The following is a 14,083-nucleotide window of genomic DNA, read 5'->3' on the forward strand; positions in this document are numbered from 1 at the left end:
GTCCTCAATATTGAATCTTCACTGCTGGGATCAGGCCCTTGGCAATCAAAATGACAGCCTGCTTGGCGCACTCGTCGGGCAGGCCGTTTTCAATGAATGCAGCCAGGGCGGCATTGTTGATGCTGGCTTTATGCGCGATGTCGGCCTCGCGTTTTCGCTGCTCGGCTTCTTCGGCTGCCTTTTCGTCGGCCTGGCGCTTGATTTCTGCCTGGCGGGCGGCTTCGGCGGCTTGTTCGGCCCGCGCAATTGATGCAAGCCGTTCAGCTTCGGCCTGTTCTTCTGCGCGGCGCTGACGTTCGGCTGCGTCCTTGGCGTCTTGCTCAGCCTTGGCCTGGGCGGCTTTCCCGTCTGCCTCGCGTTTGGCAGCTGCATCGCGCTCAGCCTGGGCCTTGGCTTCCGCGTCGGCGCGGGCCTTTTCAGCGGCTTGGCGAGCAATCTCGGCCTCGCGGTCTTTCTGCTCCTGCTCGGCCTGCTTGCGTCGTAGCTCAGCCAGTTCTGCCTGCTCGGCTTCGTGCTTCTGGCGTTCCGCCAGGGCTGTGTTCAGAATTTCCAGCGCCTTGGCTTTGACCCGGTGAGCCTCGGCTTCAAACTCTTCCCAGGACTCGCCAATTACTTCGGCCTCTACCGATTCGATGCGCAGGCGAAGTGCGTCCGAATTAAGATCACCAACCTCTCGCGCTTGAGACGCCATGCTCTCCAAGCCGTTCCTGTGCATTGCTATCCGGTTGGCCTCTGCTTCTTCCCACTCCGTCAGCGGTTTGCGTACCTCGTCGGCTAGCGCGTCCAGCTCATCTCGCATGCGCTTGCGTTCAGCGTCGATCAGCTTGGGGATTTCCTTGAGCCGGTCCACCTGCTCTTTACCCAGGCCATCCAAGGCAGTTTTGATCTTGCGCACCTTGAAGGCTCGACTTGCAATCGCGTCACGGCCTTTCTTTGTTTTCAAGTCCGGTTCGTGACCAGTCACTTCTTGGCGGATGCGCTCAATGTAAGGGTCCAGGCCGTTCGCTGTTTGATAGATTTGCAGCGCCGTTTCCGCCGGCGGCAGTTCCGTCAACTCTAAGACTTCGTTCATGTCATGCTCCAATCGCTCGGGCCGCCAGAGTCGGGCCGAAAAAAAGCAGTCCGCAGACTGCTATGGCAATGAGTAGGGTGAGGGGCCAGCCCCAGGGCGGGGTGCTGCTATTTGGTGCGTAGCATCCCTGGCCATCGAACGGGTTGCGGCGGCGAGTGCGGGGGAAGCCGGGGTTTTGGTCAGTCATGAAATGGACCTCCCGATTTCAGCGGCTGCGCGGACGATGGCGCGACGGGTGGCTGGCACTGGCTCGCCTTGTTCCTCGCAGTCTTTGAAGCGGCCAGTGAAATCGAAGGCGATGACTGCACCATCCTCTGGGCTTCCAAAGCTCACATTGATACCCAGTTTTATCGCTAGACGCAGCGCGTCTCCGTCGTCGGCAAGAGGGTTCCACCAACGCAGCTCCTTGCAATCCCAAACACGTCCATCGTTGTATACGCTGTGTTCGCCGCCTGGATGGATGATCCCTACAGCCTTGGCAGCGAGTTTTATCAGTTCTTTGTCTGTCATGTTGGTTCTCCCGATAGGGCGGCAGGGATTGCAGGGACTGGCATCCAGTGCGTGTAAGGCGCTTTCTCGGACGGGCCAGTCATTGGCGTGTCGCCTTTGGCAACGCAGCAGTAATGCTCGTAATGTGCGTTGTGATTAATCCAAGACTCACCATCTTCGGGGTCTACCGTATCGAATCCGATGCGTACAGAGTCCGGCCAGTCGTCAGGCTGAGGCGGCGAATAAACAAAGACCGTTAGGCCCGGCTCGGGCAGGCGCTCAGCTACGCTGATCCAAGGTTGGCGCAGCCGCTCAATCTCAGCGGTCTGAGCGTCGATGTGATCGGCGGCTTTTCGGAGCAGCTCCAAGCCCTGATTAGGGGCCCGCTCTTCCCAAGCGTGGTAGCTTCTTAGCTCTTTCGTGTTGAAACTCACGGCTGCCTCCAGATACTGATTACTTCTGAAATTAGGTAAGCAAAGCCCATGCAGCCAAAAACGATGGCCAGCAAGGTAACGATGCCAAGAATGAAAGCAGCGAGGTCTAGCACGGCAGCGCCTCCAGTTACTGCGCGGTCATTGCGTCGTGGCTGGCATCAGCCCAGCTCAGAATCAGAGCGTTGATGTGGGCGTTGAGGTCGTCCGTGTAAACCGGGTCATTGGTGAGCATGGCTTTCAGGAAAGGGCCGATTGCGTCCGACTTCTCGAAAGCAATAAGCTGGTCGCTCATGACTTCCAGCAGATCGCCCCTGTTTTTGATGTTGGGCAGGTCAGGGCGGCCCCAAGACATCAGCACTGTTTCTGTGTTGCCCAGAAGACAGTCTTTGATCTGCTGTGCAATAACTTCGCGGCGGCGCTCCGCCAGCTCGTACGCGCATACCTCGCGTTCTGCGATAGCGTTCATGTTTAGCTCCGGGGGGGGGCGCCGAAACCCGGCGCTTGAGAAAAGGAAGAGGGTTAGCTTGCATCCCCCACCTTCACGACTTGCGCGCGCAACTCGGTATTGGCAGGTTCTGGAGTTCTATGCCCTCTGATAGCAGCCCTTGATCGGATAAAGCACCGTTTCATCGGACTTCACACGTATGGAGGGGGTAGGGTTTGCTGCCGTCGCTAACACGGCTGCCAAGGACTGCTATCGGAGGGCCCCTAGTTAAGGGGCTGCCTGGACCTCGTTATTACTTGCCACGAGTCATGCAGGCATTGAATGATCCGGCTGCGCCGGAAAAGACTGAATTGCTAAATGGATAATCTGCGGAAAGGGCGGACACGGAACTCGCTGAAACGGGTGAGGCTGGCCACGCGCCCGAACTCGAAAACGACCGCCCAGGTGTAGCTACCGCGCTCGGTACTGGTCCAGTGCCATTCCTGGTCAAACAGGGATTTAGCATGCACCAAAGCAACCATCGCCTCGTCCTTGGTCGGCAGTCGCCAGTCGAGAAAACCACCGTCTTTGTATCGGGACACCTCTACTTTGGCCGCTTCCCAATCATGGCTGCCAAGGGATTCTTTGGCGGCAATCAGGTGCACCAGCTGCCCGTCTTCAGCCATGGGGCCTACATAGATACCACCTTGCAGATCAGCACCGATAGCAGCTGGCAGTCCTGCAGGTGCCACAACCGGCGCTTCGTCTGCCAACAAAGCCAGCAGCTTAGGCAGCGGTACCGCCAGAGACTGGCCGGGGATTTGAATGTTGATGCTCTGTGTCATGCCTGTTCCTTTTCCTGTTTGTCATGCTTGCCCGGAAAATCTGCGGGCCAGCGCATTGGTTTGGGGTTATTCATGGGTGGCTCCGGGTTTTTTGGCGATGCGCTGCGCGGCTGCAAGCGTGCGGTCAAAGCTGCGAAATCGGCATAGCCTCCCATGTTGTTCGGAACGTCGCACACCAAACCAATCACCAATCTCATTGGTGCGGTAAACGGTAAGTGAGCCTGGGGGAATGCGATCTCCAAACCCCTGACGCAGAGCACCAATTTTTTCAGCGGCGAGCGCGGCTAGGTCGTCACCGACGCAGGCCATGCCGCCACTGTTTTGCACGTAGATGGTTTCCATGTCTATCTCCTAAAGCTCAGCGAGGACTGAATAAACAACAAAAGCCTGAAAATCCTTGTCGTCTTTGCTGATTGTGAATTTGCTGCCGGAATGCTGTTCGACCTGCAGGTCACCGTTCGCCATTGGCGTTACCGTCTTCACTCGATTGCCAGGCTGGATGTCTTTGATTTGCGTGTAAGGCCCGATCATGTCTATCTCCTATTTATCCGTCAGCACCCTTGTCTATAAAGGCACTGGTGGATAACCGCTGCGCTCCTGGCTACTCCCAGCTGAGCTGGCTCCAGGTAGCGCAACGTTCTAAATCCCCACGTCACGGGTTGTCCGTCTCACTCTTTATCAGGGGGTGTGGGGATGCGCCCTGGGCCTAGCCGTGCGTGTTCGCACCATTGGCCTGTTTATCGCTTTGCTGATTTTTAAAGAGCCCTGCCGTAGCAGTCGCAGACTTTGCTGCTGGCGCTCTCTCTGTACCGTTACTAGGCTGCCCTGAGGGCTAGGCTGTTCTGCGGTTGGTGAAGCGTTAAATCAAGTTTAGAACACTGAACCAAAAGTAGTCAAGTGTTCTAAACTAAAATGTTTAGTGTTCTGTGGTAGTAATAGGATCGCAGCCAAGCTGGAAGGTGTGTAAACTCAGCTAAACAGCAGGTTCTTCTAGAGGAGGCGCAGTCGTGCTAGGGATGTTTAGCAAGCCCAAGGTGGGGGGCGATATTGCAGCGTTTGGACTTGAGAGTTGGTGGCTAGATACTTTTTCAAAAGAAGACAGAGAGTGGATGGCGGCCACGTATTCCCCTATGGGATCGAGCGAAAATCCATTGATTGAGGGGGACGGAATACCTAGCACCAGGCGCGACGCGTTTTCCTACTTGTGTAATGTCGCTCCCTGGTTTAACAAAGATGGACGCCAGCACTGCGCCATTGCATTCATCGATAAGGCGATGGATTTTTACGATGAAAGCATTGATGTTCTTGATCGCCACTTTGCTTTAAGCAATCAGTGCAAGGTGGTTTACCGCTGGCGTGATGTTCTCCCAGGCGCTTTGGATAGAGTGGTGCAAATTTGCGAGTTGAGCATTTCTTTTCATAGAGAGGCGGCTGTTGAGTGCCAAGACAAGTTCGGTCTAATGCCTTCACATGCTTGTTTCCAACAACTGCGAGTAATTGAGGAGAAACGCGGGAACTACGAGCGCGCAATTGAACTGTGCGAAATGGCAAAGACTGGAGGTTGGGCTGGTGGATGGGATACCGATATCGCTCGCATACAGAAAAAACAACGAGCATTAGCTAAAAAAACCAAGACGTAGTGTTCATTTAAAGCATTGCGCATCTGGTCTTATTGCAGTCGAGCGTGGCTTGAGCGGGATGACTGGCCACAGCTTGTTGTGTGGATAACAAAAAAGCCCCGGGAGGGGCTTTGGTGTATTAGTTCACTTTTTGTACTATGCGGCTTTTTTTGCTTTGATAGGAAGCTGCATTTCTTCCACGTCATAGGTAAAGTCTAGCGGTATCTGTATAGGGGCCTGTGAAGGATCTTTAGCGTTGTATACATCAACATCAGTCTTTAACTGAAAACAGTCTCCGACAATTTGTTGGCGACGCTGTGAAAATGACCGTACAAAGTGATCCCGTGGGGCTCGATTGTCATCAATATCGGCCCAAAGAGACATTGTCTTATTCCCTTTTTTGGTCCGTACAGCATGCTTTGCTCGATAACGCTGACCAAGTGCATCGGTACGGTATTCCTCTCGGAATGCCTGGGCAATGTCTGTCGCAATTGCATCAATTACCGTTTTAAGGTTTGGTTTATGTAATCCATTTCGATAGGCCCAGGCTGCTACCGCATGTGGATCAATAAGTCCATCTCCTCCAACCTCGGTTTGATACCGCTCTAAGTAGGTTTTAATCTGGCTTGCATATGCTGACATCGTTTTCTCCTAAGCATTAATCAGAGAATGATCCCCATCCATCAAAATCCGCCGCAGTAAGTAAGTGGGATCGAACTTTGACCTGATGCTTCCGTAAAAAATCGTGGCGATTAAGTTTGCGCTGCAGTTGTCCAACTACCAGTCCGGGATGAACTTGTATGCGTTGTGCAAAAGCGAGAACCTTTTGCTCTGAAAAGTATGGTTGAACACGAGCGATAAAGTTTTCTAATTGGGTGGATGGCACGCAGAACTCCGCTCCAGCTGAGTTTGCAAGTCGTTCAGAGTCAGAAATTGAGCCATCATCACTGCCGACATCGGCATCGATCACGGGGCCATCTTCCCCCCTACCATCTCCTTGTAGAACGTGTTCAATCTCATGGCGGAGCACAAACCAGAAGTTATCAATCCGGTCAAAACGCAGCGTCATTCCAATAACGGGCTTCTGGTCGCTTAACCAAAAGCAAGCCCCATCAAGTTTAGAACCGGCTATTGGCTCTACAAATACTAGACGCACACCTGCTTCTGACAGTATCTGTGGGACATGACGCGTTTCCTCTGGAGCGAGAAGTAGGGTGCTGAGCCGTTCTACCGCGAGCCTTAACTTGGCGGGAGAATAGGCAGGAACGATTTGTCTCTCTGCCATGCTCCGCACGCGAAATAGCCACGCTAGTTGCAGTGGGGTAACGTCCATGCATTCATGTGTTTTCTTAGCGTAGTGCGTAAGTACGGGCTCTGCTTCGGGAGTTGAGATATTAAAGAATTCGCAGAATCTTTGCTCCAGCACATCAATATTCTCGCTCGCGTGTACCCACCTCCGACGCAGCATATCTCTTACGGGAAATTTGCCGTAAAGACGCGCCTTCCTGGCGACCTGGTTGTCTACGCTAGTAACCTTCGACAACTGATACTGACTTTCGAGATTCATCCAAAACTCAGCGGATGTCCCAAAAGCATCAGCCAGCCCTCTCGCAGTCTCTGGTGTGACGGCTCTCTTCCCTGAAATCAACTCACTTATTAACCGAGGGGGTCTTCCTAAAATGTCGGCAAGCTCTTGCTGGCTCCAGTCCCGCGCCTCTAATTCTTCACGCAGGAACTCGCCTGGTGGGAACACCTCTACAGGCATGCGTGCGCTCATAATTTCTCCAGTTTCTTTAGTGGTAGTCGACGATCTCGACTATCCCAATGATCTTGCTAGGATGATTTCCACGGATTTCGATAATTAGGCGCCACTGAGAGTTCAGTCGTACAGAAGATTGGCCCTCTCTATCACCCTTTAGTTTTTCTAAATGCAAAGACTTCAACGCATAAAAGTCGCGCTCATCCTTAAAAGCGCGGATCTGTTGCATGCGCTTTCTATACGCACGAACAATTTCCTGTGAAAGATTCGCAGTGAAATTTGCGTCGATCTCCAAGCGATCTAAGTTTTCATCATCGAACTCAACATCCATGTGCTGCTGCTCGCTATTCTAATACTTCAAGTGTTATTGTTCAAGTACATCTTTACACCATGTGTAAAGAAGGATACCACATTATTTTGGTGTGGTCTTGGAGCGTGTCTTGACTAACCTTCTCTGTTGTCTAGCAAAGAAAGCGCCATGCAACGCACCATACATGCACAGCTAAAAAATAAGGAGCCAAACGGCTCCTTGTCTCTTCCTACTCAGTCCTTCTTACGTACAGCCTCCCTGGGCTGGGTCACGTTTTCAGTCATCTATCCACCCCAAATTTCTTGAACTGAATTGGTAGAACACGAACGACTCGGCCAATGATCTTTGTCGCGTCAGGGCGCTCGCTCCATTTCCAGTCTGGGTAGCTCTTGTTGTCTGACGAAACCACAATGTCGCGGCCTACCAAAGATAGGCGTTTACACAACAGTTCATTGCCATGAAGAATCAAGTAAACCGTCTCGCCGACGTACTCATTCACAGCAACATCAACGAATACCAGATCATCAGGATTGATCGTTGGTGCCATTGAGTCCTTGGCTGCCGTGATGAGCTTGATATTGCCATTACGGTTAGTTGTGCCCAGCATTTCTTGCGCAACTTGGGCGGGCAGAAACATCGTGGAGACAACCTCGGGGTGATCCTCGTTGGAGTAGCCGTCGCCGCAAGCGGCACGGACATCCAACAACTCAAAAACAGCTTGGTCTTTTTTCGAGGTGCGTATATGACCAGCTTGTTTGTCAGCTATTGGGTCACCTCGCCCCAGAACCAGCCAGACATGGCTGTATCCGAATCGCTCCTCAATCCCAAGGGCGTTCTCCATTTTTATGGATTTGATGTTGCCGTCTAGCCACTGGGTGACCGTCCCTTTTGAGACCCCAGCGGCTTTAGCCACGTCGATCTGATCGAAGCCTTGGTCGCGAAGAGCCTCAATCATCTGGTGCATTCTTTTTTGTAGCGGGGTGGACGTATTCATAGTTTGGAAATCTAAACCGTTTTCGGTTTAGTGTGCTTGACTTTCGGTGGTTCAGAACACTAAACTAAAGCCATGGACGCTAAACAAATTATCGATGTTATGGGCGGAAGGGCTGAGGTCATGCGCATCACAGGGCTGACCAAGGGCCGTATTTCGCAAATGGTCACAGAGAACCATATTCCTGTGGCGTGGATGGTTGCGTTTCGTGCAATGAAGCCACTTGCATTTGGCTCCGAGCCGATCCGCCGCCCCAAGAAGGAGAGCGCCAATGCGTGATCCAGAAAAGAGAGAGCCGATACCCATCGGCCCCACAGATATTTAGTGAAGCATTTCTGAGCCCAGTGACTCTTCTGGGATTCTCATGTCCTGCTCATCACACAGACGCGCAAACAGTTGCATGACAGTTTGCTGCGTTGGTTCCTCAAAGGTACGCCGGGCGATGTCTTCTGCCTGGGTCAAGATTTTCTCGGTTTCGGTCATCACAACTCCTTGTTCAGTTTCACCAGTTTGATCGAAGCCACTTTCAATAGCATTCAACTCTTTTTGCATAGGACTGACTCCCAATGAATGCCACCACAGCAGCACGGGTGGATAACCGCCCACAACGTCCGAGCATGGACCGCGCCTTCCGCCAGGCGCTTACAGATCCATCTTTTAAGGCGACCTTTCGAGAACGTCTGGGCTGGGATGAAAGTCAGGTGAGTCGGTTTCTGTCGGGCCAGATGGGCCTGACCATCGACAAGATAGACCAAGCCATTGAGCTCTTGGGCATGGTTGTGACAACTCCGTCCTATATAGATTTTCTGGCTTATGGAGCGCGTATCGGTGCGAATTGCCACTGTGTGCGCCAAGGGCTGGGGGAGTGCGGCAGATAGCCATGAGTAAACAGACCTTCAATCTTGTGAGTCCGTTGGTGCGCCGTAATGCGGCCCACGCCATTGCGAACGCGCCCGACAACTATCGCGTGGAGATTCGTCCCCGTACGCGGTCGCTCGACCAGAACGCAATGATGTGGTCGATCTTGGCCGATCTGTCCAAGCAGGTTGATTGGATGGTCAATGGCGTGGCCACGAAGCTGGAAGCCGAAGAATGGAAGGATGTTCTATCGGCCAGCTTGAACCAAGAGACGCGCATGTCTCAGGGTATCCGGGGCGGGATCGTGATGTTGGGCCAGCGCACCAGCAAGATGACGGTGCGCCAAATGTCCGAGCTGATCGAGCTGGCCCTGTCGTTCGGTACTGAAAAAGGCGTTCGCTGGTCGCCTACGTCCTTGGGGAGTGGGTCATGAAGCTCTGGCAAATGTGGCTGATCATTTTTTATGTGTGCATCGCACAACTGGCTAGTGACGATGGCTTGATAGGGATGGCCGTAGGTGCATTCCTGGCGGCTGTCGGTTTTGGGGTGGCACGACGATGAGAGCCTGGAACAGCACATTCAAAGCCCCGGCAAAGCCCATGGCACGCAGCGCCTGGAAGAAGCGCAGCAACAAGCGTGCAGCGACAAAAGCTGAGCGTCTACACATGAACGCTCAATCTGAGGCTGGTTGCATCCTGTGCCGATTCCTGGGCTACGGCAACACACCAGCAGAAATCCATCACATTCGCCACGGCATGGGGGCAGGGCAGCGTAATAGCCACCTGATGACCATTCCTTTATGCCCTGAGCACCATCGAGGCGCTACCGGATACCACGGCTTGGGCCGCAGGGCATTTGAGCGCATGTATGGCACTACCGAACTGGAGTTGTTCGGAATGACACAGCGGGAGGCTGTATGAGTGTCGAAGTAATGACCGCAGTGTTCAAGCGGTACCCGGTAGGCGGCGGTGAGATGATTCTTGCCCTGGCGCTGGCTGATCACGCTGATGACGACGGGACCAAGGTTTTCCCGTCCATTGATCACTTGATGACCAAAACGCGCCAATCGCGCCGCACTGTCCAGTATCAGCTACGCAGGATGGAAGAGTCTGGCTGGCTGATTCTGGTCAATAGCGGCAATGGAGGCCGGGGCCAGTCACGCGAGTATCGAATCAGCCTTGACTGGATTAAAGGTGGCGATTTACCGGACCAAAAGAACGGTGCAGAAATTGCACCCATTTCTGATGAAAAAAACGGTGCAGATTTTGCGCCCATTAATGCAGCCGAAAAGGGTGCAATCCACGACATAAAGGGCGCATCTGACGACACAAAGGGTGCAAACGACGACATGAAAGGGTGCAACGGGTTGCACCCGCATATAACCACCATAGAACCATCAAATAACCGTCATAAACCATCAAAGGCTGGCGCCCTGGGTTTGCCGGGCTGGCTGGACCCTGACGACTGGGCCAGGTGGGATCGATTCAGAAAAAAGAAAAGCGGCACAGGTTGGACTGAGGATGCGATAGCTCTGAATCTGCGAACCCTGACTGCGCTCAAAGACGCAGGCCAGGATCCGAGGCAGGTGATTGAACAAAGCATTGAGCGTGGCTGGACCGGCTTGTTTGAATTGAAAAAACCGATTGCGGGAGCAGTGAAACATGGAAACTTTGCAGACCAAGACTACCGGGCCGGTGTCGGTGCAGATGGCAGTTTCTAGCCTGGTTGGCCAGATGAAAACCGAAGAGCGTTCGTGCGTTCAGCATGGGCCGTATGTGTCCAGCTTCTGGAGTCTGGGCGGTGGCTTCTGGACTGACTGTCCTGCATGCGAGAAACAGCGCCGCGACCAAGAGCAGATGGAGGCTGTGCGCCAAGCTGAGCACAACCGGGCGCAGGCTCGTATGCAGAACGCGTTGCAACGTGCTGCTATCCCGCCTCGCTTTGCTGATCGACGATTTGAGAATTTCGAGCGTCACTGTGACGGTGCGATCCACGCACTGACAAGCATGCAAGAGTACGCCGGGAATTTTGCTGAAACCCTGAAAGCGGGCCGCTGCATGTTGCTGGTGGGAACGGTAGGGGCAGGTAAGACGCATCTGGCCGCTGCGACCGCCCATAGCGTAATAGCCCAAGGTTACTCAGCCGTGTTTGCCTCGGTGATGAGTGCGGTGCGTAGCGTAAAGGAAACCTACCGACGGGATTCTGACCGCACCGAGCGGGATGCGATCGACGCTTTGATTGCTCCTGACCTGTTGATCCTGGACGAGGTGGGCGTGCAATTCGGGAGTGAGGCGGAAAAGCTGATTCTGTTCGAGATTATCAACGGTCGTTACGAGTCGGTGAAGCCCACGATCCTATTAAGCAACCTAAATATGAATGGCTTAAAGGAGTACATGGGCGAGCGTACTGTCGACCGATTGCGTGAAGGCGGGGGGAAGCAAATCACTTTTGACTGGCCTAGTTATCGGGCGAATGCGATCCGGGGCGAATAGTCATGTCTGAAATTGAAATGTCCTTGAACATGCTCCCAGTTCCGTACTCCAGTTTCTGGATGCTTACTGAGACAGGCTTTTTTACCAGATCAGTCAGCGCCAAGGAAATTGTCTCTTCAATATCTTTAATAGAAAAACCTTTCATTACCTCAGACAAGGAAGGTGGTAGGCGGCTCAGAAATAAATCATCAAAGGCATCGTTCGCCTTCGGTTCATTGGAGTCAGTCATGGTGCCTCTGCATAAAAAAATTGATGTTCTTCAGTGTATGAGAAAACTATTAACTGCGCAGCTTTCGGAGGCCGCATGAAGCGCAAGTACGGAAACCGCAAGGTCACTTTGGACGGACACGCCTTTGACTCTAAACGGGAGGCCTGCCGATATGGCGAGCTCAAGCTGCTGGAACGGGCAGGACAGATCACCGGCCTGGAACTGCAGCCGCGTTTCGAGCTGATCCCCAAGCAGCGCCGTGACGATGGAAGGCCCGAAAGAGCGTGTGAGTACGTGGCCGACTTCCGGTACACAGACACTCGCACCGGTCAAATCGTCATCGAGGACGCCAAGGGCATGCGCACGCGGGACTACATCGTGAAGCGCAAGCTGATGCTTCAGGTGCACGGCATTTCTGTGCGGGAGGTTTGATATGTCATACCCAAGCTGGATGTACCAAGACCCATCGAAGCACGTTGATTTTGTGCGCCGGAAGCGGAAAGAGCACCAGGAGCGGCAGCCAGAGGTAAAGCAGGAACGGGCGCGGGAAGGACTGAAGGCTCTATTTGGGGAGGGCAGCCATGCAAAAACTGACCGGCGATGATTTGATTTGGAATTGGGCCCGTTGGTGCTGGTCGGGCGAGACGGTCGGAAACATGGAGCGGTACGTGCCCTGGGAAGACGATTACCGCCCGATTAACCAAGACCACGCTCTGGCTGTGGATGCCTTGTACCAGCGCTTGCCGCGCTATCAGGCGATGGTGGTGCAGGCTGAATACACCCGGAAGAACTCGCACTTTGGCAACTTATCGGCATTCGAGCGCCTGGTGGTAGCACGCCGGTGGATTCGCCAGATAACAGGAGCCATCTTGCGAGACGAGGATTACAAACGGCACCTGGAAGGATTCAGGGCCGAGGTAGAAAAGGAGGTATTGCTGTGAAGTATGCGAGCGAGATCCTGCATTTGATGCGGCCGTATCCAGGCAGGCAGTTCCGTATGGCGCAGCTTGTTCGTGATGCAGTTGGAGGGCGTGAGCTCACAGCTCGGCAATCAGAGGCAGTTAGAAAAGGGGTGCGCCGCGTCTTGGAGCACCTTATCGAATCAGGCCAGGTAGAGCGCGTCGGCGGTGAAACAAGGTCGGCCACATACGTATGGCGTGGATTGGGACATGAAGATTCCCAAAATACTGGATTATTGGGACACTCTACGGGACAATATCCCCAGCACAACTGTGCCTATAGGTTTTGAAAAGGCCCGCCCATCGAAAGATCGGGCGGGTTTTATTTTAATTATGCCCCTCTCCAATGTGTAGCATGATTAATGCTTGGGGTATGGTAAAAATGGTGCTCCTAATTCAAAAGATAGTGAGCATTTAAATGGAAGATCCTGTTTATAAGAAATTGTTTGAGATGTATTCGGAACATGCCTCAAAACAGAATGAATATTTCGCTAGCCTTCGAAACGTTGCTCTTGGATTTCGTGGGTCTCTTCAAGAAAAACTAGGTTTTCCTGATGGCGTGTACGAAACCCCTGAGGGGAAAAAGCATTGGGTGCGAATTTATGACCTTGTTGATAGCGAAATTGATAACAACGCTACCGCGAAGTTAAACGTCATTGACCAACATGGTAATCTTCGGTTTGCAGTTGGCGTAGCCTTAAGTTCATCACTTAATAGCTTTCCTAAACGCTATTTCTGGTTGGGTTACGAGCTAGCAAAGCGTGGGGATAATTTCATTTTGCGTGAGATTGGCGGCGAGGCTAAGGAGTTTATTATTGCAGACGAAACTGACATGGGTCATGCAGTGAGCTCTTTTATCGATGTATTGACGAATTGGCTGACTGCAGGCCCCGAAGACTATTTCAAGCCTAAACGCGGGATTGGTTTTTATTGATCACGACTACCGCCTCCGGGCGGTTTTTTATGGATGAAAGAAATGGCCCTGCCAGCGAGACCATGCCCACCTGCTGATTTGGTTGGTGAGGAGGCGCAGCTATTTCTAACGCTTCGACCCGCGCCAGAGATCGGCGAATGGGTACAGCGAAACATCCTGTCCGATGATGGCCCGATCTATAACGTAGATCATTCCCACCTGATTGACGCTGATCTGTGCTTTCTGTGGGCATCAACGGCTTTCACAAAGCAAGGCCGCTCAGTCCTGGGGCAGTGCGAGCAAGTAATGTTCCGCGCTGGTGGGTGGCAGAAAGCCCGCCAAGAGCAACAGATGCGTGAGTGGTTCGGCCATGTGCCGCAATTCATCATCACCCTAGCAGCTGATTACTGCTCCCAGTGCAGCGACATCGAGTTCTGCGCACTGGTTGAGCATGAGCTGATGCATATCGGTCAGCAGATGGATGAGTTCGGCTCACCCAAGTTTGATAAAGAAGGATTCCCCAAGCTCTGCATGGTCGGTCACGACGTGGAAGAGTTCATTGGGGTCGTCCAGCGCTACGGCGCATCTCAAGATGTGCAACGACTGATTGACGCAGCCAAGGCAGGCCCATCAGTGGCAAGGGCCAACATCGCACATGCATGCGGCACCTGTTTAAAGGTCGCTGCCTAACATAGACACAAGCTAGACGG

At 53.1% G+C, this 14,083-nt stretch carries 25 protein-coding genes; 12 read left to right on the forward strand and 13 right to left on the reverse strand.

What is annotated here, in order from left to right; genetic code table 11:
- Positions 1–4: 4 nt before the first annotated feature.
- The 7 genes from ACLPGZ_RS11090 to ACLPGZ_RS11120 all read right to left on the reverse strand — a co-directional run bounded on the left by ACLPGZ_RS11090 (position 5) and on the right by ACLPGZ_RS11120 (position 3,795).
- Positions 5–1,072: a hypothetical protein gene (locus tag ACLPGZ_RS11090; RefSeq protein WP_429641248.1), complete on the reverse strand. Its 1,068-nt coding sequence runs from the start codon at positions 1,070–1,072 to the stop codon at positions 5–7.
- A gap of 183 nt (positions 1,073–1,255) precedes the next feature.
- Positions 1,256–1,582 carry a hypothetical protein gene (locus tag ACLPGZ_RS11095; RefSeq protein WP_429641249.1) on the reverse strand — a complete coding sequence of 109 codons (327 nt, stop codon included), beginning with the start codon at positions 1,580–1,582 and terminating at the stop codon, positions 1,256–1,258.
- Positions 1,579–1,995, reverse strand: a complete 417-nt coding sequence (locus ACLPGZ_RS11100) for a DUF551 domain-containing protein (RefSeq protein WP_429641250.1) — start codon at positions 1,993–1,995, stop codon at positions 1,579–1,581. Before ACLPGZ_RS11100 ends, ACLPGZ_RS11095 begins: the two co-directional genes overlap by 4 nt.
- Positions 1,996–2,122: 127 nt before the next feature.
- Complete coding sequence (locus tag ACLPGZ_RS11105) at positions 2,123–2,461, reverse strand: hypothetical protein (protein ID WP_429641252.1); 339 nt, start codon at positions 2,459–2,461, stop codon at positions 2,123–2,125.
- A 332-nt stretch (positions 2,462–2,793) separates the two neighbouring features.
- Complete coding sequence (locus ACLPGZ_RS11110) at positions 2,794–3,264, reverse strand: Lcl C-terminal domain-containing protein (RefSeq protein ID WP_429641253.1); 471 nt, start codon at positions 3,262–3,264, stop codon at positions 2,794–2,796.
- Positions 3,265–3,330: 66 nt separating this feature from the next.
- Entirely contained in the window at positions 3,331–3,606 is a 276-nt protein-coding gene (locus ACLPGZ_RS11115) for a hypothetical protein (RefSeq protein WP_429641254.1), read from the reverse strand.
- Positions 3,607–3,615: 9 nt separating this feature from the next.
- On the reverse strand, positions 3,616–3,795 hold the full coding sequence (locus ACLPGZ_RS11120; RefSeq protein ID WP_429641256.1) for a hypothetical protein: 180 nt from the start codon (positions 3,793–3,795) through the stop codon (positions 3,616–3,618).
- 485 nt (positions 3,796–4,280) lie between these two features.
- Between ACLPGZ_RS11120 and ACLPGZ_RS11125 the strand changes: the two genes are divergently transcribed.
- The gene (locus ACLPGZ_RS11125) at positions 4,281–4,904 is read left to right on the forward strand and encodes a hypothetical protein (RefSeq protein WP_429641258.1); all 624 of its coding nucleotides are present in this window, start codon (positions 4,281–4,283) and stop codon (positions 4,902–4,904) included.
- Positions 4,905–5,039: 135 nt separating this feature from the next.
- Here the strand turns inward: ACLPGZ_RS11125 and ACLPGZ_RS11130 are convergent, their stop codons facing one another.
- The 4 genes from ACLPGZ_RS11130 to ACLPGZ_RS11145 all read right to left on the reverse strand — a co-directional run bounded on the left by ACLPGZ_RS11130 (position 5,040) and on the right by ACLPGZ_RS11145 (position 7,946).
- Positions 5,040–5,525, reverse strand: coding sequence for a hypothetical protein (locus ACLPGZ_RS11130; RefSeq protein WP_429641260.1), 486 nt, complete (start codon positions 5,523–5,525; stop codon positions 5,040–5,042).
- 16 nt (positions 5,526–5,541) lie between these two features.
- Positions 5,542–6,660, reverse strand: a complete 1,119-nt coding sequence (locus ACLPGZ_RS11135) for a HigA family addiction module antitoxin (RefSeq protein WP_429641262.1) — start codon at positions 6,658–6,660, stop codon at positions 5,542–5,544.
- A gap of 16 nt (positions 6,661–6,676) precedes the next feature.
- The gene (locus ACLPGZ_RS11140) at positions 6,677–6,973 is read right to left on the reverse strand and encodes a type II toxin-antitoxin system RelE/ParE family toxin (RefSeq protein WP_429641263.1); all 297 of its coding nucleotides are present in this window, start codon (positions 6,971–6,973) and stop codon (positions 6,677–6,679) included.
- A 259-nt stretch (positions 6,974–7,232) separates the two neighbouring features.
- Positions 7,233–7,946 carry a S24 family peptidase gene (locus ACLPGZ_RS11145; protein ID WP_429641265.1) on the reverse strand — a complete coding sequence of 238 codons (714 nt, stop codon included), beginning with the start codon at positions 7,944–7,946 and terminating at the stop codon, positions 7,233–7,235.
- 72 nt (positions 7,947–8,018) lie between these two features.
- On the opposite strand from ACLPGZ_RS11145, the gene ACLPGZ_RS11150 reads away from it, so the two are divergent.
- On the forward strand, positions 8,019–8,222 hold the full coding sequence (locus tag ACLPGZ_RS11150; RefSeq protein WP_429641267.1) for a hypothetical protein: 204 nt from the start codon (positions 8,019–8,021) through the stop codon (positions 8,220–8,222).
- A gap of 42 nt (positions 8,223–8,264) precedes the next feature.
- On the opposite strand, the gene ACLPGZ_RS11155 is transcribed toward ACLPGZ_RS11150, so the two are convergent.
- The gene (locus ACLPGZ_RS11155) at positions 8,265–8,495 is read right to left on the reverse strand and encodes a hypothetical protein (protein WP_429641268.1); all 231 of its coding nucleotides are present in this window, start codon (positions 8,493–8,495) and stop codon (positions 8,265–8,267) included.
- A 14-nt stretch (positions 8,496–8,509) separates the two neighbouring features.
- On the opposite strand from ACLPGZ_RS11155, the gene ACLPGZ_RS11160 reads away from it, so the two are divergent.
- The 6 genes from ACLPGZ_RS11160 to ACLPGZ_RS11185 are packed head-to-tail and all read left to right on the forward strand — an operon-like array spanning position 8,510 to position 11,293.
- Complete coding sequence (locus ACLPGZ_RS11160; protein WP_131071713.1) at positions 8,510–8,821, forward strand: helix-turn-helix domain-containing protein; 312 nt, start codon at positions 8,510–8,512, stop codon at positions 8,819–8,821.
- Positions 8,822–8,823: 2 nt separating this feature from the next.
- Positions 8,824–9,234, forward strand: a complete 411-nt coding sequence (locus ACLPGZ_RS11165) for a recombination protein NinB (RefSeq protein ID WP_429641270.1) — start codon at positions 8,824–8,826, stop codon at positions 9,232–9,234.
- Positions 9,231–9,362 carry a hypothetical protein gene (locus ACLPGZ_RS11170; RefSeq protein WP_429641271.1) on the forward strand — a complete coding sequence of 44 codons (132 nt, stop codon included), beginning with the start codon at positions 9,231–9,233 and terminating at the stop codon, positions 9,360–9,362. The genes ACLPGZ_RS11165 and ACLPGZ_RS11170 overlap by 4 nt, the downstream gene beginning before the upstream one ends.
- Before the next feature lie 38 nt (positions 9,363–9,400).
- Positions 9,401–9,721 carry a Ref family recombination enhancement nuclease gene (locus ACLPGZ_RS11175; protein WP_429641273.1) on the forward strand — a complete coding sequence of 107 codons (321 nt, stop codon included), beginning with the start codon at positions 9,401–9,403 and terminating at the stop codon, positions 9,719–9,721.
- A complete protein-coding gene (locus ACLPGZ_RS11180) occupies positions 9,718–10,521 on the forward strand; it encodes a helix-turn-helix domain-containing protein (RefSeq protein WP_429641274.1) in 804 nt (267 codons plus the stop codon). Before ACLPGZ_RS11175 ends, ACLPGZ_RS11180 begins: the two co-directional genes overlap by 4 nt.
- Positions 10,463–11,293: an ATP-binding protein gene (locus tag ACLPGZ_RS11185; RefSeq protein ID WP_429641275.1), complete on the forward strand. Its 831-nt coding sequence runs from the start codon at positions 10,463–10,465 to the stop codon at positions 11,291–11,293. The genes ACLPGZ_RS11180 and ACLPGZ_RS11185 overlap by 59 nt, the downstream gene beginning before the upstream one ends.
- On the opposite strand, the gene ACLPGZ_RS11190 is transcribed toward ACLPGZ_RS11185, so the two are convergent.
- The gene (locus ACLPGZ_RS11190; RefSeq protein ID WP_429641276.1) at positions 11,259–11,522 is read right to left on the reverse strand and encodes a hypothetical protein; all 264 of its coding nucleotides are present in this window, start codon (positions 11,520–11,522) and stop codon (positions 11,259–11,261) included. The genes ACLPGZ_RS11185 and ACLPGZ_RS11190 overlap by 35 nt on opposite strands.
- Before the next feature lie 75 nt (positions 11,523–11,597).
- On the opposite strand from ACLPGZ_RS11190, the gene ACLPGZ_RS11195 reads away from it, so the two are divergent.
- The 4 genes from ACLPGZ_RS11195 to ACLPGZ_RS11210 all read left to right on the forward strand — a co-directional run bounded on the left by ACLPGZ_RS11195 (position 11,598) and on the right by ACLPGZ_RS11210 (position 14,063).
- Positions 11,598–11,933, forward strand: a complete 336-nt coding sequence (locus tag ACLPGZ_RS11195; protein WP_429641278.1) for a DUF1064 domain-containing protein — start codon at positions 11,598–11,600, stop codon at positions 11,931–11,933.
- 149 nt (positions 11,934–12,082) lie between these two features.
- Positions 12,083–12,442 (forward strand): hypothetical protein, encoded by a 360-nt coding sequence (locus ACLPGZ_RS11200; protein ID WP_429641280.1) that lies wholly within the window; start codon positions 12,083–12,085, stop codon positions 12,440–12,442.
- Between the two features lie 436 nt (positions 12,443–12,878).
- Entirely contained in the window at positions 12,879–13,394 is a 516-nt protein-coding gene (locus tag ACLPGZ_RS11205; RefSeq protein WP_429641282.1) for a hypothetical protein, read from the forward strand.
- A gap of 33 nt (positions 13,395–13,427) precedes the next feature.
- On the forward strand, positions 13,428–14,063 hold the full coding sequence (locus tag ACLPGZ_RS11210; RefSeq protein ID WP_239055398.1) for a putative metallopeptidase: 636 nt from the start codon (positions 13,428–13,430) through the stop codon (positions 14,061–14,063).
- Positions 14,064–14,083: the final 20 nt, after the last annotated feature.

Source organism: Alcaligenes sp. Me129 (assembly GCF_050487245.1).
GTDB classification, from domain to species: Bacteria; Pseudomonadota; Gammaproteobacteria; order Burkholderiales; family Burkholderiaceae_B; genus Alcaligenes; species Alcaligenes phenolicus.